Here is a 25,824-nt window from a genome sequence, read left to right as displayed (position 1 = left end):
CTGCGGTCAGCGTGGTCTTGCCGTGGTCAACGTGGCCAATCGTGCCGATGTTGACGTGCGGTTTTGTACGCTCAAACTTTTCCTTTGCCATGATGGCCTCCTTTGTCGCTAATGAAGGGAGCCCGCTAACCGAGCTCCCTCAAATCTTCGCTTATGCGTATTTCGCCTGGATCTCGTCCGAGATGTTCTGCGGAACCGGATCGTAGTGGTCGAACTGCATGGTGAACTGGGCACGGCCCGACGACATCGAACGCAGAGTGTTGATGTAGCCAAACATGTTCGCCAGCGGAACAAACGCGTCAATCGCGATGGCGTTGCCGCGCGGTTCCTGACCAGACACCTGGCCCCGACGCGAGGTCAGGTCGCCGATGATACCGCCGGTGTATTCTTCCGGGGTGATCACTTCGACCTTCATGATCGGTTCCAGCAGTTTCGCGCCGGCTTTGCGCATGCCTTCACGCATACACATCCGCGATGCGATTTCGAACGCCAGAACGCTCGAGTCAACGTCGTGGAACTTACCGTCCAGCAGGGCAACCTTGAAGTCGATCACGGGGAAGCCAGCCAGCGGGCCGCTGTCCATGACCGAGTTGATGCCTTTTTCGACACCCGGTATGTATTCCTTCGGAACGGCACCACCAACGATGCGGCTCTCGAACGAATAGCCTTCGCCCGGCTCGGTCGGCTGGATCTCCAGCTTGACTTCGGCGAACTGACCCGAACCACCCGACTGTTTCTTGTGGGTGTAGGTGTGTTCGACCGGCATCGAGATGGTTTCACGGTAGGCCACCTGCGGTGCACCGATGTTGGCCTCGACCTTGAACTCGCGCTTCAGACGGTCCACCAGGATGTCCAGGTGAAGTTCACCCATGCCCTTCATGATGGTCTGACCCGATTCCAGGTCGGTTTCCACGCGGAAGGACGGGTCTTCGGCGGCCAGACGGGCCAGACCCTGAGACATCTTCTCCTGGTCGCCCTTGGTTTTGGGCTCGACCGCGATCTCGATTACCGGATCGGGGAAGGTCATGGTTTCCAAAACCACCGGATCCTTCGCGTCACACAGGGTGTCACCGGTGGTGGTGTCTTTCAGACCGGCCAGCGCGATGATGTCGCCTGCAAACGCTTCTTCGATCTCTTCCCGGTTGTTCGAGTGCATCATCATCATACGACCGATGCGCTCTTTCTTACCTTTGGTCGAGTTCAGGATCGAGTCACCCTTGTTCATGGTGCCCGAGTAGATCCGGGTGAAGGTCAGCGAGCCAACGAAGGGGTCGTTCATGATTTTGAACGCCAGACCCGAGAAAGCCATGTCGTCGTCCGCACGACGTGCGATGTCACGAACTTCTTCCTCGTCGCCGGGCTTGAAGCCCATGTAATCGACAACGTCCAGCGGGCTGGGCAGATAGTCGATCACAGCGTTGAGCAGAGGCTGAACGCCTTTGTTCTTGAACGCCGAACCACCCAGAACCGGAACGAACGCGATTTCCAGGGTGCCTTTGCGCAGCAGGGCGCGCAGGGTCGGAACGTCGGGTTCATTGCCTTCCAGGTATTCCATCATCGCGTCGTCGTCCATTTCGACGGCCGCTTCGATCATCTTGCCGCGCCATTCGTCAGCCATGTCTTTCAGGCTGTCGCGGATGGGGGCTTTGATCCAGCTTGCGCCCAGATCTTCACCCTGCCACAGCCACTCTTCCATGGTGACCAGGTCGATCAGACCTTCCAGCTCGGACTCGGCGCCGATCGGAATACCAACCGGAACAGCACGTGCACCGGTACGGTCTTCGATCATGTTGACGCAGTTGAAGAAGTCCGCGCCGATCTTGTCCATCTTGTTGACGAAAACCATACGCGGAACCTTGTAGCGGTCAGCCTGACGCCACACGGTTTCGGTCTGGGGCTCAACACCGGCGTTTGCGTCCAGAACGCAGACGGCACCGTCGAGAACCGCCAGCGAGCGTTCGACTTCGATGGTGAAGTCAACGTGGCCGGGGGTGTCGATGATGTTCAGGCGGTGCTTGGGGGTATCGGCGGTCTTACCGTCTTCGGTGCGCTCCCAGAAGGTGGTGGTCGCAGCCGAGGTGATGGTGATGCCGCGTTCCTGCTCCTGCTCCATCCAGTCCATGGTGGCTGCACCATCGTGCACCTCACCGATGTTGTGGGATTTACCAGTGTAATACAGGATACGCTCCGAGCAGGTGGTCTTACCTGCGTCGATGTGCGCCATGATACCGAAGTTACGGTACAGTTCGAGCGGATATTCGCGTGCCATTGGTCTAAGCCTCTCGGATTACCAACGATAATGGCTGAAGGCTTTGTTCGCCTCGGCCATCTTGTGGGTGTCTTCGCGTTTCTTGACGGCAGTACCGCGGGACTGAACGGCGTCCAGCAGCTCGCCTGCAAGGCGCTCTTCCATGGTGTTTTCGTTGCGGCCGCGCGCGGCCGTGATCAGCCAGCGGATGGCCAGTGCTTCGCGGCGCTCGGGCCGGACTTCGACCGGAACCTGATAGGTTGCACCACCAACCCGGCGCGAGCGAACCTCGACCGACGGTTTGATGTTGTCGAGCGCTTCGTGGAACACTTCGACCGGGGCGCGCTTGATCTTGTTCTCAACGCGGTCAAAGGCGTTGTAGACGATGCGCTCAGCGACCGACTTCTTGCCGTCGATCATCAGGTTGTTCATGAATTTGGTCAGAACCTTATCGCCAAATTTGGCGTCAGGCAGGACTTCGCGTTTTTCGGCGGCGTGACGACGTGACATATCAGCCTCTCCTTCTTACTTGGGACGCTTCGCGCCGTATTTCGAACGACGTTGCTTACGATCTTTGACGCCCTGAGTATCCAGAACACCGCGCAGGATGTGGTAACGCACACCGGGAAGGTCTTTCACACGGCCGCCACGGATCAGAACAACCGAGTGTTCCTGCAGGTTGTGGCTTTCACCGGGGATGTACGAGATGACCTCGAACCCGTTGGTCAGGCGCACCTTGGCAACCTTACGCATAGCCGAGTTCGGTTTCTTCGGTGTGGTGGTGTACACGCGGGTGCAGACGCCGCGCTTCTGCGGGCACTGCTCCAGGTGCATGGACTTCGAGCGTTTTACTTTGGGCTGCCGCGGCTTGCGGATCAGCTGTTGAATAGTTGGCATTCCGGTTCTTTCCCCGTTTTGCAACACACATGACATGCACGCAGTTGCGTGCGGTTAAATTCGCTGCACTCATGCGTCCACAAGCGCAAAATCCGCGAGCGTTCCCATTCCGAGGTGAACGTCGCGGTTGGTTATCAGAGGGCGCGAACGGCAAAATTGTCCGGGCCTTGACCAGTTCATTACTGAAATCGGTTATGGGGCGGCCCCCGGTACCGAGATGACGCGCGTAATAGGGGGAGTCGGCCCAAGTGTCAACAGTACACCCGATCGCGTGGGTCATGGGCCGCGTCACGCAGATTTATCAGTGCCTGACAGGGATTTCCAGTGCGGCGGACATTGCACCGCCCGGGACGCGCGGGCATAGTTTCGTCATCAGTCTGAGCCACGGATGAATCATGCAAGTTATCGGCCTGTGCCGCTTTTCCTACCCTGCCCATGGCGGCTTTCAGGTGGAACACGATACAATCGAAGAGCGCAGGCAGTACCTTTATAACCCGGCCCGTCTGGAAGAGCGTTTTCGCCTGTTCGAAACCACCACCCTGCCCTGTTTCAAGGAACAGACCGACGAGGATTTTCAGTTTCTCATCGTGATTGGTGAATGTCTGCCGAAACCCGCGCTGGAACGACTTCACGATCTGACCGCAGGTATGAAACAGGTCAGGATCATCGCCCGCGAACCGATGCGGCAACGCAAAGTGATGAAACAGATTCTGAACGCCGCGCGCGACAATCCGGACGCACCCTGCCTGCAATTCCGCCACGATGACGACGACGCCGTTTCAGTGGATTTCATCGAACGCCTGCGCCTTGCCACCGAAGACGGCAAAGGGCTGATCCAGAACAACCGGACGGTCGCCATCGACTATAACAACGGTTTTCTTGCACGGTTCGGGACCGACGGCGTTCTTGCCACCCAGAAGTTCCAACCGTTGCTGGGGGTTGGGCTGGGCATGTATGTTCGGGGCGGGTGCGAACTGACGATCATGAATTTTGCCCATCACCGGATCGGGAATTTCATGCCGGTGATCAGCTATCCCGACGCGCCGATGTGGGTGCGTACCCTGAACCAGTTCAACGACTCGCCGCATGCCCGCAACAGCACGGCCAGCCTGACGCCCCTGACGCCCGAGTTGGAAGGCGAGTTTATCGCACGCTTTGCGATCGAACAGGACGCTGTCCGGCGGGCTCACTCCGCCGGGTGAACTGCACGTTCGCGGAACAGGGTGAACAGCCCGGCGCCCACGACCAGCGCGGCGCCGAACATCGTGACGGCGTCGGGCCAGTCGCCGAACACGGCCCAGCCAAGACCCAGCGCCCAGATCAGGCTGGAATAGCGGAACGGCGCGATGAACCCGACATCACCCTCGCGCATGACAAGGACGCTGCACAGATATCCCGTCAGCACAAACACGGCAGCGCTGGCCACCAGCGTCCCTGCCCCCGACGGGACCGGTTCCCAGCCGGTTAGCAGCGTGGCAGTGCAGGCCGCAAAGGTGATGGACAAGGACGTCGCCAGAGTGACGACCAGTGACGGCACATGCACCGACATGCGCCGGGTGATCAGGTCCCGGACCGTGACCGACGCGACTGCAATCAGGGCATAAACCGAATGCACGCTGAACCCTTCCGGACCAGGGCGAACAATCAACAGCATACCGGCAAACCCCAAACCGATCGCCAGCATCCTGCGCCATCCGATCTGTTCCGAGAAGAACACGGCCGCTCCCAAAGTCACAGTCAGCGGCAGTGCCTGCAGCACTGCGGTCACATTCGCCAGCGGCATATGCAGCAGGGCCGTCAGAAAACAGAATGTAGCCGCCAGCTCGGCCAGACACCGCGCCGCGACAAGCCATTTGTCATGACGCGGGAAATTCAGATGCAGCGCCCCGAGGTGGCGCGCCAACAGGAACACGAGCACCGTGGCCAGAACACCGCGCATCGCCACCATCTGAAACAGCGGCAGGTCCGCGCCGGCGGCCTTGATCAGCGCATCATTGACAGTAAAGGCGGCCATGCTGCCCATCATCAACAGCGCGCCTTTCGTATTCGGGGTCATTGAGATCAGGTCCGGTCGCAAATCAATCGGCACATTGGCCCTGTTGGCCGATGTGATGTCAACGCTTTAGATCGTCGGAGATGAGAATATCGCGCGTGACGGCCAGCGTAATAACCCGTCGTGGTTCGACGCGGGACCTCAGGTTGGGATCAAAGGCTGCAGCCTACCGGATGCCAAAGGCCCGTCCGCCCCCGATACCTTCGACGGTCACCCCTGCGCTCAGTGTATGCGTGGCGATCAGCCCGCCGGACATGTTCAGAACACCCAGCCGATTACCGTTTTGCAGTGCTACGTAAAGTTCGCGCCGTTTGGAGTTGATCCCAAGGCCAAACCGCTCGACCTGAAGCGCGGCCCCGACCGCAGGGTTGGTGGGCCGGATGACTCTTTTGGTCGTGCCGTTCAGGTCTATCTCGGCAATTAGGCGATTGCGTATGAACAGCACATACAGCGTACCGGTCCGTTCGTCGAAGGCCAGCCCTCCGATCGGGCCCTGCGGCTGACTGAGGCGGATATTGCGCACGAATTGCCCGTCGCGCGTCAGTTCCGAAATATTCAATCCGTTCGGGTGATCCAGAAACAGGTGGCCGTCAGCGTTCCGAATGGCCAGCCCGCATTCCTTGATCGGGAACGGGTCCGGTGTCATCCCCCCGCATCCGGCCGGCACGCGCTGGGCCGAAAACGTGCGCAGAACGCTGCCATTCCGGTCAAGCTCCTGCAACTGCGTACCGGGAAGATTGCGCAGGAATATCCTTCGCCTCGGCTCGTCATAGGCCAGACCGACGATCGACGCGGAAATGGGAATCAGACGGGTTGTACCATCCGGGATTTCAACCTCGCGGGATGGCTGCCCCTGCGGCATACCTACATAAGCGTAATCGGTGCAGGCGGCCAGCAGGCCGATCCCAAAAACGGAAAACGCGCCCGACAGTTTCATTCCTGGTCTCATCTTCCAGATCTCCGGCAAATAATGCGTGAAGGAAGTCAAATCCATAGCATGAAACGCGCATTTCAGGAATAACACTGCTCAAAATGCCAAGCCCGGGCGCGAAATCTTTAGCCTGTGATTACGCGCCTTGTTCAGAAAGACCCAGGTTTTCAGGCGTCGAAGGACCGGGTTCTGATCACAAAAAAGGGCCCCGCAAAACTGCGGGGCCCTCTTCTAGCATAAAAGCGTTATTACTCGCGGCTTTCCGGTGTTTCCACCAGAACGTCCAGCTCGTCGCCAACCATGTCGTCGTCCACCATCGGCGCGGCCAGGGCTGCGGCCGCTTCGGCCTCTTCCCGGCGGGCTTCGATCACGACGTTGTCGCGCGACTGGGCAACCTGACGCACGGCCTGGGTCGCACCACCGGTACCGGCGGGGATCAGGCGACCGACGATGACGTTCTCTTTCAGGCCAACCAGCTTGTCCTTCTTGCCCTGAACCGAGGCTTCGGTCAGCACGCGGGTGGTTTCCTGGAACGACGCCGCCGAGATGAACGAACGCGTTTGCAGCGAGGCTTTGGTGATCCCCAAGAGGATCGGCTCGCCCTGAGCCGGACGTCCGCCGCGCGAGATGGTTTTCTCGTTGGCCGCGTCGAACTCCTGCTTGTCGACATGCTCGCCTTTCAGCAGGGTGGTGTCGCCTGAATCCAGGATCTCCCACTTCTGCAGCATCTGGCGCACGATGACTTCGATGTGCTTGTCGTTGATCTTCACGCCCTGCAGACGATAGACGTCCTGCACTTCGTCGATCATGTAATCCGCCAGCGCTTCGACACCCATGATGGACAGGATGTCATGCGGAGCCGGGTTACCGTCCATCAGGTATTCACCCTTCTGGATGAAGTCCCCTTCGGCGACCGGGATGTGCTTGCCCTTGGGCACCATGTATTCGATGGTCTCCATGGACTCGTCCGCCGGTTCGATGCTGATGCGGCGCTTGTTCTTGTAGTCGCGGCCAAAGCGCACGTAACCATCGGCTTCTGCGATGATCGCGTGATCTTTCGGACGGCGGGCTTCGAACAGTTCTGCCACACGCGGCAGACCACCGGTGATATCCTTGGTCTTGGCGCCTTCACGCGGGATACGCGCGACAACGTCACCGGCTTCGACCTGCTGACCATCTTCGACCGACAGGATCGCATCCACCGACATCGGATAATGAACCGGGTTGCCCGCATCGTTGCGGACCGGCTCGCCATCTTCGCCGACCAGAATGATCTCGGGCTTCAGGTCGCTGCCTTTCGGGGCGGCGCGCCAGTCGATCACGATCTTCTGGGTCATGCCGGTGGCTTCGTCGGTCTCGTCGCGGACGGCGAGGCCCGAAACAAGGTCAACGTATTTCGCGGTACCGGCTTTCTCGGCGATGATCGGCAGGGTGTAGGGATCCCATTCGAACAGCTTGTCGCCACGGGCCACTTTGGTGCCGTCCTTGACGAACAGTTTCGAGCCGTAGCCCAGCTTGTGGCTGGCACGCTCTTCGCCGTGTTCGTCCTTGATCACCAGCTTCATGTTCCGGCCCATGACCAGGCTTTCGCCTGCGGCATTGACCAGGATCTGCGGGTTCTCGAAGGAAACGACACCTTCCTGGCTGGCTTCCTGGAACGACTGCTGACCACCTTGCGCAACACCACCGATGTGGAAGGTCCGCATCGTCAGCTGCGTACCGGGTTCACCGATGGACTGCGCGGCGATGATGCCGACAGCCTCACCCGTGTTCACCATGGTACCGCGTGCAAGGTCACGACCGTAGCAGGTTGCACAGACGCCTTCCTCGGACTCACAGGTCAGAGGCGAACGGATGCGGGTCGACTGAACGCCGGCCTCATCAATTGTGTCCGCCATGCGCTCGTCGATCAGCTGACCAGCGGCCACGATCACCTCATCTGTACCCGGACGCAGGATATCGTCGGCAGCCACACGGCCCAGAATACGCTCGGCCAGCGAGGCGACAACCTCACCGTCGTTGACGGCGGCTTCTGCAGTGATCGCACGCTCGGTGCCGCAATCGATCTCACGAACGATGCAGTCCTGCGCGACGTCCACCAGACGACGGGTCAGGTAACCCGAGTTCGCCGTCTTAAGCGCGGTATCCGACAGACCCTTACGGGCACCGTGGGTCGAGTTGAAGTATTCAAGAACGGTCAGACCTTCCTTGAAGTTCGAGATGATCGGTGTCTCGATGATGTCGCCGTTCGGCTTGGCCATCAGGCCACGCATACCGCCCAGCTGTTTCATCTGAGTGACCGAGCCACGCGCACCCGAGTGGGCCATCATGTAGACCGAGTTCGGCTCCTGCTCGGACCCGTCCTCTGCCCGATCCGAAGATGAGATCGTGCTCATCATCGCCTCGGTGACGCGGTCGTTACACTTCGACCAGGCATCGACAACTTTGTTGTACTTTTCGCCCTGAGTGATCAGGCCGTCCATGTACTGCTGTTCAAAGTCCTTCACCTGACCGCGGGTGTCATCAACGATGCCCCACTTGTCATCCGGAATGACCATGTCGTCCTTACCGAACGAGATGCCCGCCTTGAACGCTTCTTTGAAGCCCATCGACATGATCTGGTCACAGAAGATGACCGACTCTTTCTGACCACAGTAGCGGTAGACGGTGTCGATCACCTGCTGCACTTCTTTCTTCCGCAGCAGGCGGTTGACCAACTCGAACGGCGCCTTGTTGTTCATCGGCAGCAACGCACCCAGACGCAGACGGCCCGGAGTGGTTTCATAACGCTTCTGAACTTCGTTGCCTTCGTCATCGATCTGCGTGATCCGCGCGGTGATTTTCGAGTGCAGATGCACCTCACCCGCGTCCAGCGCGTGCTGAACTTCTTCGATCGAGCCGAATACCTTGCCTTCACCCGGCATGCCTTCGCGTTCCAGAGTCACGTAGTACAGACCCAGAATCATATCCTGCGACGGGACAATAATGGGCGCACCGTTTGCAGGCGACAGAACGTTGTTCGTCGACATCATCAGAACACGCGCTTCCAGCTGCGCTTCAAGGCTCAGCGGGACGTGTACGGCCATCTGGTCCCCGTCGAAGTCGGCGTTAAAGGCCGAACAGACCAGCGGGTGCAGCTGGATCGCTTTACCTTCGATCAGGACCGGCTCGAACGCCTGAATGCCAAGACGGTGCAGCGTCGGTGCACGGTTCAGCATGACAGGGTGTTCGCGGATCACCTCGTCGAGGATATCCCAGACTTCGGGACGCTCTTTCTCGACCAGTTTCTTCGCCTGTTTCACGGTCGAAGACAGACCCTTGGCTTCAAGGCGCGAGTAGATGAACGGCTTGAACAGCTCCAGCGCCATCTTCTTGGGCAGACCACACTGGTGCAGCTTGAGTTCCGGACCGGTCACAATGACCGAACGGCCCGAGAAGTCGACGCGTTTCCCCAGAAGGTTCTGACGGAAGCGGCCCTGCTTACCCTTCAGCATGTCCGACAGCGATTTCAGCGGACGTTTATTGGCGCCGGTGATCACGCGGCCACGACGGCCGTTGTCGAACAGAGCGTCAACGGATTCCTGCAGCATCCGCTTTTCGTTGCGGACGATGATGTCAGGCGCACGCAATTCGATCAGACGCTTCAAACGGTTGTTCCGGTTAATGACGCGGCGATACAGATCGTTCAGATCCGAAGTCGCGAAACGGCCACCATCCAGCGGAACCAGCGGACGCAGTTCCGGCGGAATGACCGGGATCACGGTCATCACCATCCACTCGGGCCGGTTGCCCGACTCGAGGAAGGATTCAACAACCTTCAGACGCTTGATGATCTTCTTCGGTTTCAGCTCGCCGGTTGCTTCGGCCAGGTCAGCGCGCAGCTGCTCAGCTTCGGCTTCCAGATCGATCTGGGCCAGCATCTCGCGGATGGCTTCGGCACCGATATTGGCGGTGAACGCGTCCATGCCATAGGCATCCTGCGCATCCATGTACTCTTCTTCGGTCAGCATCTGGCCGTAGGTCAGGTCGGTCAGACCGGGCTCGATGACGACATAGTTTTCAAAGTACAGAACGCGTTCCAGATCGCGCAGCGTCATGTCCAGCATCAGACCGATGCGGGACGGCAGCGATTTCAGGAACCAGATATGTGCGACCGGCGCGGCCAGTTCGATGTGGCCCATACGCTCGCGGCGGACTTTCTGTAGGGTGACTTCCACACCGCACTTTTCGCAGACAACCCCGCGATATTTCATCCGCTTATATTTGCCGCACAGACATTCGTAGTCTTTGATCGGGCCAAAGATACGCGCGCAGAACAGACCGTCACGCTCGGGTTTGAACGTCCGGTAGTTGATGGTTTCGGGTTTCTTGATCTCACCATAGGACCAGGACAAGATGCGTTCCGGGCTGGCCAATGAGACCTTGATCTCGTCGAATACCTTCGGCGGGGTCAGCGGGTTGAAAGGATTGTTTCCTTGAGTCAATTCCTGGTTCATCACAGGTCTCCAGCAGATTTGGCCATTTCAGTCGGTTTGGCATTCAGTCCACGTTTGCGCTCTTTACGCTCTTTGACGCGGCCGGAAAGTGCCGTCAGGCCATATTTCAATCGGGCAATTTGCAAGTTGTTGACTCCGCAATACTCCTTGCGAAGCATTGCGGCTATGGGTGTGGGCGGAAATTTTTCGTTTGTCACCGCCAATGGGTTAAGCTCTCCGCGGACAAAGAAGCCGTCCTGTACAGTGGGCCAGCCATTCATCTGCATGTAATGCGGATGAGGGTTCTGAGGCAAAGCATGCTCAAAACCCCAGGGGTCATTGATACCGACAGCGAGCTTCTGCTCGGCCAGCCACAGAAGGTGGTCAATTTCCCAAATCGCGGTCACCAGCGAATTCGGGGCTTCCCAGTCCTTCTGCATAGGAACCAGTTCGACTTCCGGCCCAACGAAAGTTGGCGCGGATGTGCGGTCAAATGTCCAACTGAACTCACCCGGCCAGGGAAACAGTACGTACTTCAGCCCATGCTTGCGAACTTTCAGCATGGCCGTCTCGACCTTCTGAGTGTCAACCGGCCACAGCGGGCAAAGGTCTTCAAGCATCAGGAACACGTGGCGCGTGTTCGGCCGATCCTTTTTGATCTTGCGGACAGCCGCCACCAACAACTCGACGAAGGATACATCTTCGAACCTAATTGTCTCGGGCGTATCCAGATCGCCATCTGTTGCGATGACACATTCAGGATGTCCCGGCCACAACATTCCGATCGTCTCGCGTATCGCAGGGATATAGTGCTCATTTCTTGAATATGTCGTGACAAGCAGAACCGTGTCGTCAAACACCGCGGCAGGACCATCAGTATGTTTACGACCGATAAGTTCCTTCCACTTGCGACGACGTTCCGCACGCTCGTGGAAACGGTGGGCAATCTTTCCAACACCATATTTCCGGCGTGCTTTCTTCAGATTGTCTTCACCGCAATAATCAACGCGCAGTTGTGAGACCAAAGCAGAAACAGGAAAGTACTTTCTGGTCACAGCCTTCGGGTTGATTTGCCCATCTTCCGCGAAGCCGTGATCCAGCGTCGGCCACCCAGAGCTTTTCATATAGTGAACAGCTGTATTCCCTGGCATGGGCTGCTGAAAATGCCGAGTGGTGCTGTAATCCTGGCTAATTTTGGTTTCGACAATCCACGAAAGGTGATCAATTTCCCAAATTGCAGGAGCAAGCGAGTTCACCGCTTCCCAGTTCGGCTTCATCGCATCAAGTTCGATGCCGTCAGCAACGATGGACGGGCTGACCTTTGCGTCCAGGGCGATCCGGAAGTCGCCGGGCCACTGAAACAGCACGTATTTCAGATCCCGTTCGACAACTTCCTGCATTGCTGCTTCCAGCATCGCTGTATCGACCGGGGCCAGAGGGCAATATTTGTCCTGCAGCAAAAAGACATAGCGCGCTTGCGGGTGGTCCTTCCGAATCTGCCGGACCGCGCCTGCCAGCATTCGCAGATATGTGGACTCGGAGAACTGCCAGGCATTCAACCCGGGAAGATCACCATCCGTCGCGATGACATAGTCCGGATGGCCCGGCCAGAACTGATCTACGTTTTCAAGAACTGCCGGAATGTACTTGTCATTGTCTGCTTCGGCTACAACCAGAAGCACCGTGTCCTTGAACACAGCGGCGACTCCCGAACCCGAAGGCTCAGTTCCAGTGCTATGAACGGTGCCTGCCATTACACACATCCCCGATCTGGGCAGATGTTTGACAAGGAACCATTCCCGAGCTGGCTTATGAACATGTTATGGCTCATTCAGAACCCTCATGATCTGGCGGTTGGGGATGGGCTGGCCGCCCATCCCGAAAAGAGTAGAAAACACAAAGGGGCTCGCCCTCAGCTTTCGTCCTCAACTGCGTCCAGAAGCTCCATGTTCAGGCCGAGGCCACGGACTTCTTTAACCAGAACGTTGAACGATTCCGGTACGCCCGCTTCAAAGTTATCCTCGCCCTTGACGATCGACTCATAGACCTTGGTCCGGCCGGCGACGTCATCCGATTTCACGGTGAGCATCTCCTGTAGGGTGTAGGCGGCGCCGTAAGCTTCCAGAGCCCAGACCTCCATCTCACCAAAGCGCTGACCACCGAACTGCGCCTTACCGCCCAGCGGCTGCTGGGTCACCAGGCTGTACGGCCCGGTCGAACGCGCGTGGATCTTGTCATCCACAAGGTGGTGCAGTTTCAGCAGGTACTTGATGCCCACGGTGACGGGGCGTGCGAATTGCTCACCAGTACGACCGTCAAACAGAACCGACTGACCACTTTCCGAGAAGCCCGCACGCACCAGCGCGTCGTTGACGTCAGCCTCTTTGGCACCGTCAAAGACCGGGGTTGCGATCGGAACACCGCGGGTCACGTTGCCCGCGGCCTCGATCAGGCCATCTTCGTCCAGACCGGTGATGCCTTCTTCGTAGACATCCTCGCCATAGGCCAGCTTCATCGCTTCGCGTACCGGGGTCAGATCGCCGGACCGGCGGTATTCACCCAGAGCCTCATCGATGTTCAGACCCAGACCGCGCGCGGCCCAACCCATATGGGTTTCAAGGATCTGACCAACGTTCATACGCGAAGGCACACCCAGCGGGTTCAGACAGAAGTCGACCGGCGTACCATCGGCCAGGAACGGCATGTCTTCCATCGGAACAACCTTGGAGATCACACCTTTGTTCCCGTGACGACCGGCCATCTTGTCGCCCGGCTGCAGCTTGCGCTTCACGGCGATGAAGACTTTGACCATCTTCATCACACCCGGCGGCAGGTCGTCGCCACGACGGACTTTCTCGACCTTGTCCTCAAAACGGGCGTCCAGAGCACGCTTTTGCACTTCGTACTGCTCGTTCAGAGCCTCGACGATCTGTGCGTCCTGCTCACCTTCCAGCGCCAGCTGCCACCACTGACCACGGGTCAGGGTTTCCAGCAGGTCCTCGGTGATCACCGAGCCTGCCTTGACGCCTTTCGGGCCTTTGACAGCGGTTTTACCCAGGATCAGGCCTTGCAGACGCGCATAGATGTTGCGGTCCAGGATCGCCAACTCGTCGTCCCGGTCACGGGCCAGACGTTCGACTTCCTCACGCTCGATCTGCAGCGCACGCTCGTCTTTTTCGACGCCGTGGCGGTTGAAGACGCGGACCTCGACGACCGTACCGTAATCGCCCGGCTTCACGCGCAGCGAGGTGTCGCGCACGTCAGATGCTTTCTCACCAAAGATGGCGCGCAGCAGTTTTTCTTCCGGGGTCATCGGGCTTTCGCCCTTCGGAGTGATCTTGCCGACCAGAATATCGCCCGGCTCAACATCCGCACCGATGTAAACGATGCCCGCCTCGTCGAGGTTGCGCAGCGCTTCTTCACCGACGTTCGGAATGTCGCGGGTGATCTCTTCCGGGCCCAGCTTGGTGTCACGGGCGGCGACTTCGAATTCCTCGATATGGACCGAGGTAAAGACGTCGTCACGCGCGATACGTTCCGAGATCAGGATCGAGTCTTCGTAGTTGTAACCGTTCCACGGCATGAATGCGACGACCACGTTCTTACCAAGGGCCAGCTCACCCATATCGGTCGACGGACCATCAGCAATGACTTCGCCTTTCTGGACGGTGTCACCCACCTTGATCAGCGGACGCTGGTTGATGCAGGTGTTCTGGTTCGAACGCTGGAACTTGCGTAGACGATAGATGTCAACGCCAGCGTCGCCCAGTTCCAGATCCTCGGTGGCGCGGATAACGATACGCTGGGCATCGACCTGGTCGATGATACCGGCGCGTTTCGCCTGGATCGCAGCGCCTGAGTCGATCGCGACCTTTTCCTCGATCCCGGTACCGACCAGCGGTGCCTCGGCCCGCAGCAGCGGAACCGCTTGACGTTGCATGTTCGAGCCCATCAGAGCGCGGTTAGCGTCGTCATTTTCAAGGAACGGGATCAGCGATGCCGCGACCGAAACCAGCTGTTTCGGCGACACGTCGATCAGGTCCACATTCTCGCGTGGAGCCAGAGTGTAGTCACCGGCCTGACGGGTCGAAACCAGATCGTTGATGAACTTGCCGTTCTGATCCAGCGTCGCGTTTGCCTGCGCCACGGTGTGACGCATTTCCTCGGTCGCGGACATGTAGTGAACCTCATCGGTCACCTCGGCGTCTTTGACGACGCGGTAGGGTGTCTCGATGAAGCCATACTTGTTCACGCGGGCGAAGGTGGCCAGCGAGTTGATCAGACCGATGTTCGGACCTTCGGGCGTTTCAATCGGGCACATCCGGCCATAGTGGGTCGGGTGTACGTCGCGAACCTCAAAGCCCGCACGCTCCCGCGTCAGACCACCCGGGCCAAGCGCCGAGAGACGGCGTTTGTGGGTAACCTCGGACAGCGGGTTGGTCTGGTCCATGAACTGCGACAGCTGCGACGAGCCGAAGAATTCGCGGACAGCAGCCGCAGCCGGTTTCGCGTTGATCAGATCCTGCGGCATGACGGTGTCGATCTCGACCGACGACATACGCTCTTTGATCGCGCGCTCCATGCGCAGCAGGCCGACGCGATACTGGTTTTCCATCAGTTCACCGACCGAACGCACACGGCGGTTGCCGAGGTGGTCGATATCGTCCACATCGCCTTTGCCGTCACGCAGTTCCACCAGCGCCTTGATGCAGGCCACGATGTCTTCGCGGCGCAGAGTGCGCAGGGTGTCCGGCGCGTCCAGAGCCAGACGCATGTTCATCTTCACACGGCCAACGGCAGACAGATCATAGCGCTCGCTGTCGAAGAACAGGGTGTCGAACAGGGCCGACGCCGCCTCGACGGTGGGCGGCTCGCCCGGGCGCATGACGCGGTAGATGTCCATTAGCGCGCTTTCACGGTTCAGGTTCTTATCCTGAGCCATGGTGTTGCGCATGTAGGGGCCAACATTGACGTTGTCGATGTCCAGAACCGGAATGTCGGTGACGCCCGCATCCAGCAGTTCCTTGACGGTGCCGCCGATCAGGTCGCCATCCTTGTCGTATTCCAGGGTCAGTTCATCACCGGCCTCGACATAGATCGCACCGTTTTCTTCGTTGATGATGTCCTTGGCGACAAACTTGCCGACGATGTGATCGAACGGAACCAGCAGGTCGGTGACGGTGCCTTCGTCGATCAGCTTCTTGACTGCGCGCGGGGTGACTTTCTTGCCTGCTTCGGCAATCACTTCACCGGATTTCGCGTCAACCAGATCATAGGTCGGACGGGTCCCGCGCACACGCTCGGGGAAGAACGGCGTGATCCAGCCTTTCTTCTTGTCCAGCTTGTAAGAGACGGTGTTGTAATAGGCATCCATGATGCCTTCCTGATCCAGGCCCAACGCATAAAGCAGCGTGGTCACCGGCAGTTTGCGGCGACGGTCGATCCGGGCGAACACGATGTCCTTGGCGTCGAACTCAAAGTCCAGCCAGCTGCCGCGGTACGGGATGATGCGGCAGGCAAACAGCAGCTTGCCCGAGGAATGGGTCTTGCCCTTGTCGTGGTCAAAGAACACACCGGGCGAGCGGTGCATCTGGCTGACGATCACACGCTCGGTGCCGTTCACGATGAACGTCCCGTTCGGGGTCATCAGGGGCATGTCGCCCATGAACACGTCCTGTTCCTTGATGTCCTTGACCGACTTGGCGCCGGTGTCCTCATCGACATCGAACACGATCAGACGCAGGGTGACCTTCAGCGGCGCGCTGTAGGTCATGTCGCGCTGCATGCACTCTTCAACGTCGTATTTGGGTTTTTCCAGATCGTATTTCACAAACTCCAGAACGGAGGTTTCGTTGAAATCCTTGATCGGGAAAACCGACTGAAACACGCCTTTGATGCCTTCGCCGTCAGTGGGCTGTTCTGCATCGCCGGAGCGCAGGAAAAGATCATAAGAAGATTTCTGTACCTCGATGAGGTTCGGCATCTCCAGCACTTCGCGGATTTTGCCGTAATATTTGCGAAGACGTTTCTGGCCAAGGAACGTTTGAGCCATGTCAGATGTCACCTTTCGATGTTCTCAGCGGGCAAAGACACCGTCGGGCCCCGGCGCCTTGCACATTAGAGACGACACGTCCGGATCAATTCATGGCCACCGTCCCGAGTGGCGGCCTCCCGATCCGCGAACCGCGTCTTAGAAAACGCCCCAACCCGTTGAGGCCCTTTCTAAGACAGGTTCGGCTGGACCCGGATTTCTCCGGACCCAGCCAAATTCTGCGGTGCAACCGAATTGCACCAATAGTCAGGCTTAGGCCAGTTCGACCTCGGCGCCAGCTGCTTCCAGCTTGCCTTTGATCTCTTCGGCTTCGTCTTTCGACACAGCTTCTTTGATCTTGCCGCCAGCTTCGACCAGTTCCTTGGCTTCTTTCAGGCCCAGACCGGTGATGCCGCGAACTTCTTTGATCACGTTGATTTTCGAAGCGCCGGCGTTCTTCAGAACGACGTCGAATTCGGTTTTTTCTTCCTCAGCTGCGCCACCGGCGTCGCCACCGGCTGCCATGACAACTGCGCCGCCGGCTGCGGGCTCGATGCCATATTCGTCTTTGAGGATGGTTTTCAGTTCTTGTGCTTCCAGCAGGGTCAGACCCACGATGCTTTCTGCGAGTGCTTTCAGATCAGCCATTGTATCAGCTCTTTCCGTTTACAGTGTGTGTTCCAACGTCAGGGCAAATGCCCTACGCAGATCATTCAGTGCCAACCGCTTACGCAGCTTCCGCCTTCTCTTCGATGGTGGAAAGGATGCTTGCGATGTTGCTTGCAGGTGCGCCAATCGCGCCGGCGATGTTCGAAGCAGGTGCGCCAATGCAGCCCACGATCGAAGCAATAAGCTCTTCACGAGACGGCATTTTCGAAACTGTTTCGACGCCTTTGCGGTCCAGAGCGTTCTCGCCCATTGCACCGCCGAGGATCTCAAAATTCTTGTTATCCTTGGCGAAGTCCTCGGCTACCTTGGCTGCTGCCACGGGGTCCTCGGAATAGGTCAGAACGGTCATCCCTGTCAGCAGGTCGGCCATGCTTTCACACGGCTTACCCTCAAGGGCGATTTTGGCGAGCCTGTTCTTGGCAACACGCACGGCGCCACCCGCGTCACGAGCACGTGCGCGAAGGTCCTGCATCTCGGCAACTGTCAGACCAGCGTAGTGCGAAACCACCACGACGCCAGAGCTTTCGAAGATCTGGCCGAGTTCCTCGACCACTTTCTCTTTCTGGGCTCTATCCACAGTTCTCTCCAAGTTAGGGGTGAAATCTCACCCCGGCTCATATTTGCCGCAGCTTTCACTCCGGCGTTCAGGTCCGTTGTTACGGGATTGGCCAAAACTCGCCCGAGGATCGTGACCCTCAGAATTCTTTGGTCTTACCCGTCTCAGGCAGGGAATTAAGGAACCGGATGGCCCCACCCACCGTCTTGGACGAAACGAAATAAAGCGCACGACGAATCGCACGCTTTACTCCGCAGGTCTTCATAGGGCAGTTGGAGGGGGTTTCCAAGGGCAAAATTACCGTATTCGGCGGATTGGCAGGACCGTGCCGCCAGGCCCCTGCGGAGGTCGGCGATTGACATGCGACGCGCACTGGGGTCCTGTCAACAAAAGCCGCTGTTTTCCCCATAAGATCCTACCTGATCCACCCACAAATGCTGACCCTTTCCGACGAAGAACACCGACACGCCACTGAATTTGTCGAAGAGTTCTTTCGTCAGGTCGGCGGGGGCGCTTCGTTTGAGTTCGACTGCGTTTACCGGTCGCATGACTTCCCCGACACGCGCATGGTGCTGAAAGTGCAGGATCCGGCACAGGCTTATGCGCTAAAAGTCGATACCGCCTCACCCGATTCAGGCCGGCTGCGGCAGGAATTCGAACTTCTGACCAGATTGTGTGAGTATTTCGACCAGCACCGGACCTCCCGCGTTGTACGCCCCCAATACCTGTCCCCCGGAGGCGCGTTTTTTGTGACCGAATTCATCGACCGGCCCACCGCTGTCGATGTGATCCACAACAGCACGGATGCTGAACAGGTGGCGCAGATCTACCGTCGCGCCGGGGCCTGGCTGCACGACCTGCACGGTTTTGAACCCGCCAGGGAATACGGGTTCCGGCCGCGCTGGATGATTGACGGCATTCAGGCGCTGCTGCGCGCGGTACCGCCCGAGGTCCAGCGGTCAGGCCGCCTCATGGCCAAGATGCTGGAAAAAGACGCACAGCATCTGAAAGGCATCCCGGAAACGCAGGTCTTTTCGCACGGGGATTTCCACGGCCAGAACCTGATTGTCGGCCAAGGTGAAATGATCGGGCTGGATTTCACCGAGGCACGCGCAAAACTGGCCGTCTACGACATCGTTGACTTCCTGAAATCCGACATCTTCCGCGACGCTGATCCGAAAGATGTGGACCGCAGCGGTATCCTGAAGGTCAATAAGGACATGTTCTTCCGGCGCTATCGACACCCTGTCCATTTCGGGATTCTGGATTTCTGCATCCGTGGACGATTGCTGAAAGACTGGCTGGCTTTATGGCAGACCGATCACAAGTGTTCCGCCTATGAAGAGGACCGGCGTCAGCGGCTGAACAACCGCCTGCGCATCGCCTTCCAAACCGAATAGATTCGCCGTGCCTGAGCGGAAGGGGAAACAAAAAGCCCGGGTCGCATCAGCGGCCCGGGCTCATTTTACAACGTATCCGGCTGGGGTTTATTCGCCCGCAGCGGCCGCCACGTCCAGGGTCACGCCCGGGCCCATGGTCGAGCTCAGCGCGATTTTCTTCATGTAGGTGCCTTTGGCGCCCGACGGCTTGGCCTTGGCCACGGCCGAGATGAAGGCACGGACGTTTTCAACCAGCTTGGCTTCGTCGAAGGACGCTTTGCCAACACCGGCGTGCACAACGCCGCCTTTTTCCGCCTTGAACTGAACTTCACCGCCCTTGGCTGCTTCCACGGCCGCTTTCACGTCCATGGTCACGGTGCCGACCTTGGGGTTCGGCATCAGGTTGCGGGGGCCCAGAACCTTACCCAGACGACCGACGATCGGCATCATGTCAGGGGTGGCAATGCAGCGATCGAATTCGATGGTGCCGCCCTGAATGGTTTCCATCAGGTCTTCTGCGCCAACGATATCTGCGCCAGCTTCTTTTGCTTCGTCTGCCTTGGGGCCACGAGCAAATACAGCAACACGCATCGCTTTACCGGTGCCGTTCGGCAGGCCGACAACGCCACGCACCATCTGGTCTGCGTGACGGGTGTCAACGCCCAGATTCAGAGCGATTTCGATGGTCTCGTCGAATTTCGAAGTTGCGTTGGCTTTGACCAGGGCAACTGCTTCGTCCACCGACAGGTTTTCCTTGCCAGCGACAGCTTCGCGCGCAGCGCGGGTACGTTTACCGAGTTTTGCCATCTTACTTCACCTCGATGCCCATAGAGCGGGCCGAGCCCAGGATGATCTGCATTGCGCCTTCGACGTCATTGGCGTTCAGATCTTTCATTTTGGCTTCGGCGATTTCACGAACCTGCTTCGAGGTCACGGTTGCCACGGTCTCACGACCGGGGTTTTCCGCGCCACGGGGACGGTTACGCTTGCCAACCGGCTTCAGACCAGCCGCTTTTTTCAGGTAGTAAGACGCGGGCGGCGTCTTGATGTCCATGGTAAAGGACTTGTCCTGATAATAGGTGATCACGGTCGGGCACGGAGCGCCGGGCTCCATGTCTGCGGTCTTGGCGTTGAACGCCTTGCAGAATTCCATGATGTTGATGCCGCGCTGACCCAGCGCCGGACCAACTGGCGGCGACGGGTTCGCCTGACCTGCAGGAACCTGCAGCTTCATTGTACCAGCAAGCTTCTTGGCCATTTGGTTTCTCCTTGCTCAACTCTTTCAGGTCGCGACCCGAAAGATATGTGTGATGTGGTTCGGTCCGCCGCGCGCGCGCGCCTCGCCTTCCACAGGGATTGCTGCCTTTGACAACAACGCTGGGCCATACTAGCCCGGCACAGAATTGGCAAGACGTTTTTTGCACGCTGTACAGTGCCATGGCCGAAGCTTGATGTTGCGGTACAAGACCGCCAAAATCCAGACCATGCGCGCCGAAATCCCGATCGGTTGCGCCCAGGTGAAACCTACGGTTCGTGCGGCATGTCAGAAAACACGCAGCAGACGAAGAAGATAGACGCCTTGATCGAATGGATGGTCAACGGTGCCCGGCCTGCGGCCAACGCTGTCGATATCATCGAAGGTATCTGCGCGCGTTTGCTGGACGCAGGTGTCGCGATCGACCGGTTTGGTCTGTTCATCTGGACTATGCACCCAAACCTGACCGGGCGCAGATTTATCTGGAAGACGGGTAGCGGCGTTGACCGTATCGACGCACCGTCTCAGATTTTCACGACCGAGATTTATACTGAAAACCCACTGCCACACGTCATTGAACGTAAAGTGTCCATTCGCCGCCATCTGGAAGACCCCAACTGCCCCGAAGACTACATCATTGTCGGAGAACTTCGCGAGCAAGGGTTCACCGATTATCTGGCGCAGCCGCTCATCTACATCAATGGTGACACGCATGTCTGCACCTGGTCGAGCGCCTCGCCCGGCGGTTTCTCGGACCGGGATCTGGCGATTCTGGAAAGGGTTCGTGGCCCGTTGGCGCGGTTGACCGAGGCTTACATGCTGCGGCTGGACGCCACCTATCTTCTGTCAACCTATGTCGGTCGCAACAGCGGGGCACAAATATTGGACGGCAAGGTACATCGCGGCGATGGCGGTGAAATTGAGGCCGTTATCCTGTTTGCCGATCTCAAGGGGTTCACCCGCCTATCGAATTCGGTCTCGGGCGACGCGCTTGTCCGCCTGCTCAACAATACGTTCGATTGTCTGGCCCCCTCGGTAATGGATCAGGGGGGCGAGATACTAAAATTCATGGGGGACGGTTTTTTTGCCATCTTTCCGACCAGCGAGACGTTACCTCCGGAGGAACAACTCAAGGCCGCCGCGTCGGCTGTGCGCGAAGGCCGTGAGGCACTGAATGCTGCCGACTTCGACGACAAGATCGGCGTGCGAACAGCGATCCATTACGGTCGTTTTCACTATGGCAATATCGGTGGTGGAGACCGTCTGGATTTTACGGCAATCGGCCCGGATGTGAATTTGACGGCGCGGTTGGTTTCGGCTGCAACCGAACTGGATTGCGACAACGTGCTATCCGCGGCAGCGGCGGCAATTCTGCCGGAAGAATGCGAACGGGTCGGAACCGTATCCCTGAAGGGTTTCGGCAAAGATCAGACTGTTTGGCGCATCCAAGGGCCTTGAATGAAAAGGGCGCCCAAAGGACGCCCCGTATTTCGTTTCTGCAGAATTCGATCAGCCCTGCTTGGTCACCTGCGTAAAGTCCAGCTCGACCGGGGTTTCGCGGCCGAAGATCGAGACCGACACCTTCAGCTTCTGGTTCTCGTCGTCCACGCCTTCGACCATGCCGTCGAAATCCTCGAACGGGCCGTCATTGACCTTGACCTTCTCGCCGACCTCGAAGGTGATCATCAGCTTGGGCGCTTCTTCACCTTCCTGAACGCGGTTGAGGATCTGGTTCACCTCGGCATCGCGCATCGGCATCGGGCGGCCCTGCGGGCCCAGGAAACCGGTGACGCGGTTGATCGAGTTCACCAGGTGATAGCCCTGATCGGACATCTCCATATGCACCAGCACATAACCGGGCATGAAGCGGCGTTCGGTCGTGACTTTTTTACCCCGGCGCACTTCGATCACCTCTTCGGTGGGCACCAGAACTTCGTCGATATCGTCCTCAAGGCCCTGCTCGGCCACGGACGTGCGGATCTGCTCTGCGATCTTCTTTTCGAAATTCGAAAGAACGCTGACCGAGTACCACCGTTTCGCCATGAACCTGTCGTCCTTGTTTGCCTTCGGCGCGTCCCGAGTTCGGTCCGCACCCGTAATTGAAAATTCTGTCACGTCACCCGGAATAAAAAGCGGCGCACAGCCCGAATCGCCGCACGCCCATTCCGAATAGTTCCGCGTCACCTACTCTGACATCGCGCGCTGCGCAAGGGGGCAGTGGCGTTTCCGCCGTGCCGGAACGGGCTTAACCGAACGCGCCCAGGATCAGCTGCAGACCGCCGCGAATGCCCAGATCGACCAGCGCGAAGAACACGGCGGTCAACGCCGCCATGATGAACACCATGACCGTGGTCAGCAGCACCTCGCGCCGGGTAGGCCAGACGACCTTTGCAACTTCGGCACGGACTTGCTGAATGAACTGGATCGGATTCATAGTTGCCATTTGGCTTTGTTCTCTCTGCTAGCGGATGGGCCGGACATAACCGGGCATTGCGGCAATTTCAAGGGCACTCAACGCATCGCGTCACGGCTTGGGTTTATCGTCCCATTCATCGCTCAGGATGCGCCGTGCGTCGCCTTCGGGGTCGTCATACTGGTTCGAGCGAACCGTGTAGATGAACGCCACAAGGCCAACCCCGCCCAGAAGCAGGGAAATCGGTATCAGATAGGCCAGAACTTCCATTTCGGTTACCTCAGCCGCAGGGCGTTCAGAGAGACGGTGATCGACGAGGTCGACATCGCCAGCGCCGCAATCAGGGGTGTGGCCAGCCCGGCCACGGCCAGCGGCACGGCAATGATATTATAGACGGTGGCGATGCGGAAGTTCTCGCGAATCCGTTTCGTGGCCTTGACCGCCGTGGTGCAGGCATCCGCAATCGGGGACAGATCATTGCCCAGCAGCACGATATCCGAGGCGACCCGCGCCGCATCCAGCGCCGAGGCCGGTGAGATCGACACATGCGCCGCCGCCAGCGCGGCCGTGTCGTTCAGCCCGTCGCCCACCATCAGAACGTGGCGGCCCTGATCCCGCAGGTCCTGTACATGCGCCGCCTTGTCCTGCGGCAACGCCTGCGCAATCCAGGTTTCGATCCCCAGCTTGCCGGCCAGCGTCTCAACCGCGCCCTGCGTATCGCCCGAGATCAGGATGACGTCTTTTCCTGTCTGGCGGAACGCCTGAACGGCCTCCGCTGCCCCCGGGCGCAAGGTGTCTTCGTAATGGAACGCAACCGGAGCCTGCGCGCCAACGGACAGCCAGGCTGCCGTCTGGCTGCCCCCTTCACCGCCTGTCCAAGCCGCACGGCCCAGACGCACGCGTTGCCCATTGAAGGAACCTTCCGCGCCGTATCCGGGCACCTCGGCAATCTCCGTTACATCCGCCGGTTGGATTCCGGCCGCGCGGGCGGATTTCGCCAGCGCGACAGACAGCGGATGAGACGACCCTTCGGCCAATGCCAGCGCCACTTCCAGATCGGCGTGCGAATGGGCGTTGAGATTGGTCAGCTTGGGTGCGCCGGAGGTCAGCGTGCCGGTCTTGTCAAACACCACCGTATCCACCTCGGCCAGACGTTCCAGAGCGGTGGCATGTTTGATCAGCATCCCCTTGCGGAACAGCCGGCCCGAGGCCGCCGTGGTCACTGCCGGCACCGCCAGACCCAGCGCACAGGGGCAGGTGATGATCAGAACCGCCGCCGCAATGTTCAGTGCGGTGCGAATATCGCCGGAATAGATATACCAGCCCAGAAAGCTGAGAGCGGACAGGATATGAACACCCGGCGCATAGAGCTTGGCCGCCTTGTCGGCCAGCGAGGTATAGCGCGACCGCCCCGACTCGGCGATTGCAACAAGATCGGCCATCCGGTGCAGCGACGTATCTTCACCTACAGCCGTCGCGCGGATCGTCAGCGGGCCGGTTAGGTTGACCTCACCTGCGCTGACGGCCTGCCCGGCCTCGGCAAATACCGGCAGGGTTTCCCCGGTCAACAGGGACCGGTCGAGTTCGGATTGGCCCGAGACGATCTCTCCGTCCACCGGCATGCGCCCGCCCGGTCGGACCAGGATCATGTCGCCAACCGACAGCGCGGCAACCGCGACTTCGGCTTCGACCCCATCGGCCAGACGAATGGCGCGCGGCACTTCCAGCGCTGTCAGTTCCTCGGCGGCAGATCGCGCGGCGGCGCGGGTGCGGTAATCCAGATACCGCCCGGCCAGCAGAAAGAAGGTCAGCGTGAGGGCGGCGTCAAAATAGGCGTGTTCACCGCTGAGTGCGGTTTCCCACAGCGAAGTCACCAGCGCCAGCAATATGGCCAGAACGATCGGCACATCCATGTTCAGGCGTTTGACACGCAAAGCCGACCAGGCATTGGCAAAGAAAGGCTGCGCGGAAAACGCAATCGCAGGCAGCGCGATGGCGGCTGAAATCCAGTGGAACATGTCGCGCGTCGCGTCCGTGGCCCCGGACCAGACCGATACGGACAACAGCATCACGTTCATCGTGGCAAAACCGGCCACCGCCAGCCGCATCAGCAGATCGCGCCCGGCCTTGTCGGACTGCGTGGCCGACAGGGCGCCGGGGTCCAACTCGTGCGCCTCATAGCCGGCCTGTTCCAGCAAGGGGATCAGATCGGCGGCGCGCAAATCCGGCGCGGCTTTGATCATGGCGCGTTTGAGCGTCAGGTTCACCCGCGCGTCCTCGACGCCGGGATGGGCGTTCAGCTCACGCTCGACATTCGCAATGCAGGCCGAACAGTGAATGTCCGGCAGGGAAAGCGCGATCTGCGCGTCGCGGGGGGCGGCAGGGGCCGGTTCCGCCGGGGTGGCAATGCATCCCGGACAGGCCGCGGTGCCGGATGTCAGCTGCGCCGTCATCCCCTCAGCCTTTCACATACAGCGGAACACGCTGAGCGAACTCGGCACCGTTTCCGTCTTTGGCGACCAGCCGGATGTTCCAGTTACCCTTGCCCAACGAAGCCGGGGTTGCATACGCGCGTCCGTCAAAGGTGAAATCCGGCGAGAAATCCTCTTTCACATGCGTGGCGCGCCCGACAACGGCCTGCAGTTCGGCGACCTCAACCGGGGCGCCGTTCTGATCGGTGATGTGCAGGATCAGCAGACCGCCCGACACCTCGGCACGGATGGTCCACCCCAGCGCCTGCTGTTCTTGCAGGCGCTCGTTGAATTCCTGGCTGGCCACGTAAGAGTTTTTGACCTCAAGTCCCGGAAAGGTTTTGACGGCGTTATAGGCCAGAACCAGATTCACGGCGATGATCACCCCGAAGGCGGCGACAAATACGGCCAGGGCGTGCTTTCCGGTAAATTGACGCTCGGCCATC

21 protein-coding genes are annotated in these 25,824 nt (G+C 59.1%); 3 read left to right on the top strand and 18 right to left on the bottom strand.

Translation table 11 applies throughout. The annotated features are described in order from the left end of the window. The 4 genes from ACR0D8_RS19560 to rpsL all read right to left on the bottom strand — a co-directional run. On the bottom strand, window positions 1-91 hold a 91-nt coding region (locus ACR0D8_RS19560; RefSeq protein ID WP_215675807.1), incomplete at its 3' end, for a GTP-binding protein. Between the two features lie 60 nt (window positions 92-151). Continuing rightward, window positions 152-2,269, bottom strand: a complete 2,118-nt coding sequence (gene fusA / locus ACR0D8_RS19555; RefSeq protein WP_480649046.1) for an elongation factor G — start codon at window positions 2,267-2,269, stop codon at window positions 152-154. Between the two features lie 18 nt (window positions 2,270-2,287). Beyond that, window positions 2,288-2,758, bottom strand: a complete 471-nt coding sequence (gene rpsG / locus ACR0D8_RS19550) for a 30S ribosomal protein S7 (protein WP_039529242.1) — start codon at window positions 2,756-2,758, stop codon at window positions 2,288-2,290. A gap of 15 nt (window positions 2,759-2,773) precedes the next feature. Continuing rightward, a complete protein-coding gene (gene rpsL, locus ACR0D8_RS19545; protein WP_005621086.1) occupies window positions 2,774-3,145 on the bottom strand; it encodes a 30S ribosomal protein S12 in 372 nt (123 codons plus the stop codon). A 395-nt stretch (window positions 3,146-3,540) separates the two neighbouring features. Between rpsL and ACR0D8_RS19540 the strand changes: the two genes are divergently transcribed. Then, on the top strand, window positions 3,541-4,347 hold the full coding sequence (locus ACR0D8_RS19540) for a putative rhamnosyl transferase (RefSeq protein WP_480649044.1): 807 nt from the start codon (window positions 3,541-3,543) through the stop codon (window positions 4,345-4,347). Here ACR0D8_RS19540 and ACR0D8_RS19535 read toward each other — a convergent pair. From ACR0D8_RS19535 to rplJ, 7 genes are all read right to left on the bottom strand, one after another. Next, entirely contained in the window at window positions 4,332-5,201 is an 870-nt protein-coding gene (locus ACR0D8_RS19535) for a DMT family transporter (protein WP_480649042.1), read from the bottom strand. The genes ACR0D8_RS19540 and ACR0D8_RS19535 overlap by 16 nt on opposite strands. A gap of 163 nt (window positions 5,202-5,364) precedes the next feature. After that, entirely contained in the window at window positions 5,365-6,135 is a 771-nt protein-coding gene (locus tag ACR0D8_RS19530) for a hypothetical protein (protein WP_480649040.1), read from the bottom strand. Between the two features lie 242 nt (window positions 6,136-6,377). Further along, entirely contained in the window at window positions 6,378-10,625 is a 4,248-nt protein-coding gene (gene rpoC / locus ACR0D8_RS19525) for a DNA-directed RNA polymerase subunit beta' (protein ID WP_480649038.1), read from the bottom strand. Further along, window positions 10,625-12,358, bottom strand: a complete 1,734-nt coding sequence (locus tag ACR0D8_RS19520) for a hypothetical protein (RefSeq protein WP_480649037.1) — start codon at window positions 12,356-12,358, stop codon at window positions 10,625-10,627. The genes rpoC and ACR0D8_RS19520 overlap by 1 nt, the downstream gene beginning before the upstream one ends. A 158-nt stretch (window positions 12,359-12,516) precedes the next feature. Continuing rightward, window positions 12,517-16,656 (bottom strand): DNA-directed RNA polymerase subunit beta, encoded by a 4,140-nt coding sequence (gene rpoB, locus ACR0D8_RS19515; protein ID WP_480649035.1) that lies wholly within the window; start codon window positions 16,654-16,656, stop codon window positions 12,517-12,519. 252 nt (window positions 16,657-16,908) lie between these two features. Beyond that, entirely contained in the window at window positions 16,909-17,283 is a 375-nt protein-coding gene (gene rplL, locus ACR0D8_RS19510; protein ID WP_475157780.1) for a 50S ribosomal protein L7/L12, read from the bottom strand. 79 nt (window positions 17,284-17,362) lie between these two features. Beyond that, window positions 17,363-17,881, bottom strand: a complete 519-nt coding sequence (gene rplJ, locus ACR0D8_RS19505) for a 50S ribosomal protein L10 (protein WP_010441181.1) — start codon at window positions 17,879-17,881, stop codon at window positions 17,363-17,365. 413 nt (window positions 17,882-18,294) lie between these two features. Here rplJ and ACR0D8_RS19500 point away from each other — a divergent pair, with 413 nt between their 5' ends. After that, a complete protein-coding gene (locus tag ACR0D8_RS19500; protein WP_480649033.1) occupies window positions 18,295-19,260 on the top strand; it encodes a phosphotransferase family protein in 966 nt (321 codons plus the stop codon). Between the two features lie 87 nt (window positions 19,261-19,347). On the opposite strand, the gene rplA is transcribed toward ACR0D8_RS19500, so the two are convergent. After that, window positions 19,348-20,046, bottom strand: a complete 699-nt coding sequence (gene rplA, locus ACR0D8_RS19495) for a 50S ribosomal protein L1 (protein ID WP_008758243.1) — start codon at window positions 20,044-20,046, stop codon at window positions 19,348-19,350. A gap of 1 nt (window position 20,047) precedes the next feature. Then, a complete protein-coding gene (gene rplK, locus ACR0D8_RS19490; protein WP_010440985.1) occupies window positions 20,048-20,497 on the bottom strand; it encodes a 50S ribosomal protein L11 in 450 nt (149 codons plus the stop codon). A gap of 282 nt (window positions 20,498-20,779) precedes the next feature. On the opposite strand from rplK, the gene ACR0D8_RS19485 reads away from it, so the two are divergent. After that, window positions 20,780-21,952: an adenylate/guanylate cyclase domain-containing protein gene (locus ACR0D8_RS19485; RefSeq protein WP_480649031.1), complete on the top strand. Its 1,173-nt coding sequence runs from the start codon at window positions 20,780-20,782 to the stop codon at window positions 21,950-21,952. Between the two features lie 51 nt (window positions 21,953-22,003). On the opposite strand, the gene nusG is transcribed toward ACR0D8_RS19485, so the two are convergent. The 5 genes from nusG to ACR0D8_RS19460 form a co-directional block, all read right to left on the bottom strand. Further along, complete coding sequence (gene nusG, locus ACR0D8_RS19480; RefSeq protein ID WP_170387635.1) at window positions 22,004-22,537, bottom strand: transcription termination/antitermination protein NusG; 534 nt, start codon at window positions 22,535-22,537, stop codon at window positions 22,004-22,006. A 202-nt stretch (window positions 22,538-22,739) separates the two neighbouring features. Then, on the bottom strand, window positions 22,740-22,937 hold the full coding sequence (gene secE, locus ACR0D8_RS19475; protein WP_058272489.1) for a preprotein translocase subunit SecE: 198 nt from the start codon (window positions 22,935-22,937) through the stop codon (window positions 22,740-22,742). Between the two features lie 81 nt (window positions 22,938-23,018). Then, window positions 23,019-23,177, bottom strand: a complete 159-nt coding sequence (gene ccoS, locus ACR0D8_RS19470; protein WP_170335604.1) for a cbb3-type cytochrome oxidase assembly protein CcoS — start codon at window positions 23,175-23,177, stop codon at window positions 23,019-23,021. Between the two features lie 5 nt (window positions 23,178-23,182). Next, on the bottom strand, window positions 23,183-25,360 hold the full coding sequence (locus ACR0D8_RS19465; protein ID WP_480649029.1) for a heavy metal translocating P-type ATPase: 2,178 nt from the start codon (window positions 25,358-25,360) through the stop codon (window positions 23,183-23,185). A 4-nt stretch (window positions 25,361-25,364) separates the two neighbouring features. Next, window positions 25,365-25,823 carry a FixH family protein gene (locus ACR0D8_RS19460; protein WP_480649027.1) on the bottom strand — a complete coding sequence of 153 codons (459 nt, stop codon included), beginning with the start codon at window positions 25,821-25,823 and terminating at the stop codon, window positions 25,365-25,367. Between the last annotated feature and the right edge of the window lies 1 nt (window position 25,824).

The organism is Ruegeria sp. BG10 (assembly GCF_056538575.1).
Note: the sequence above shows the minus strand (reverse complement) of the source record. Positions and strands in the feature narration are given on the sequence as shown.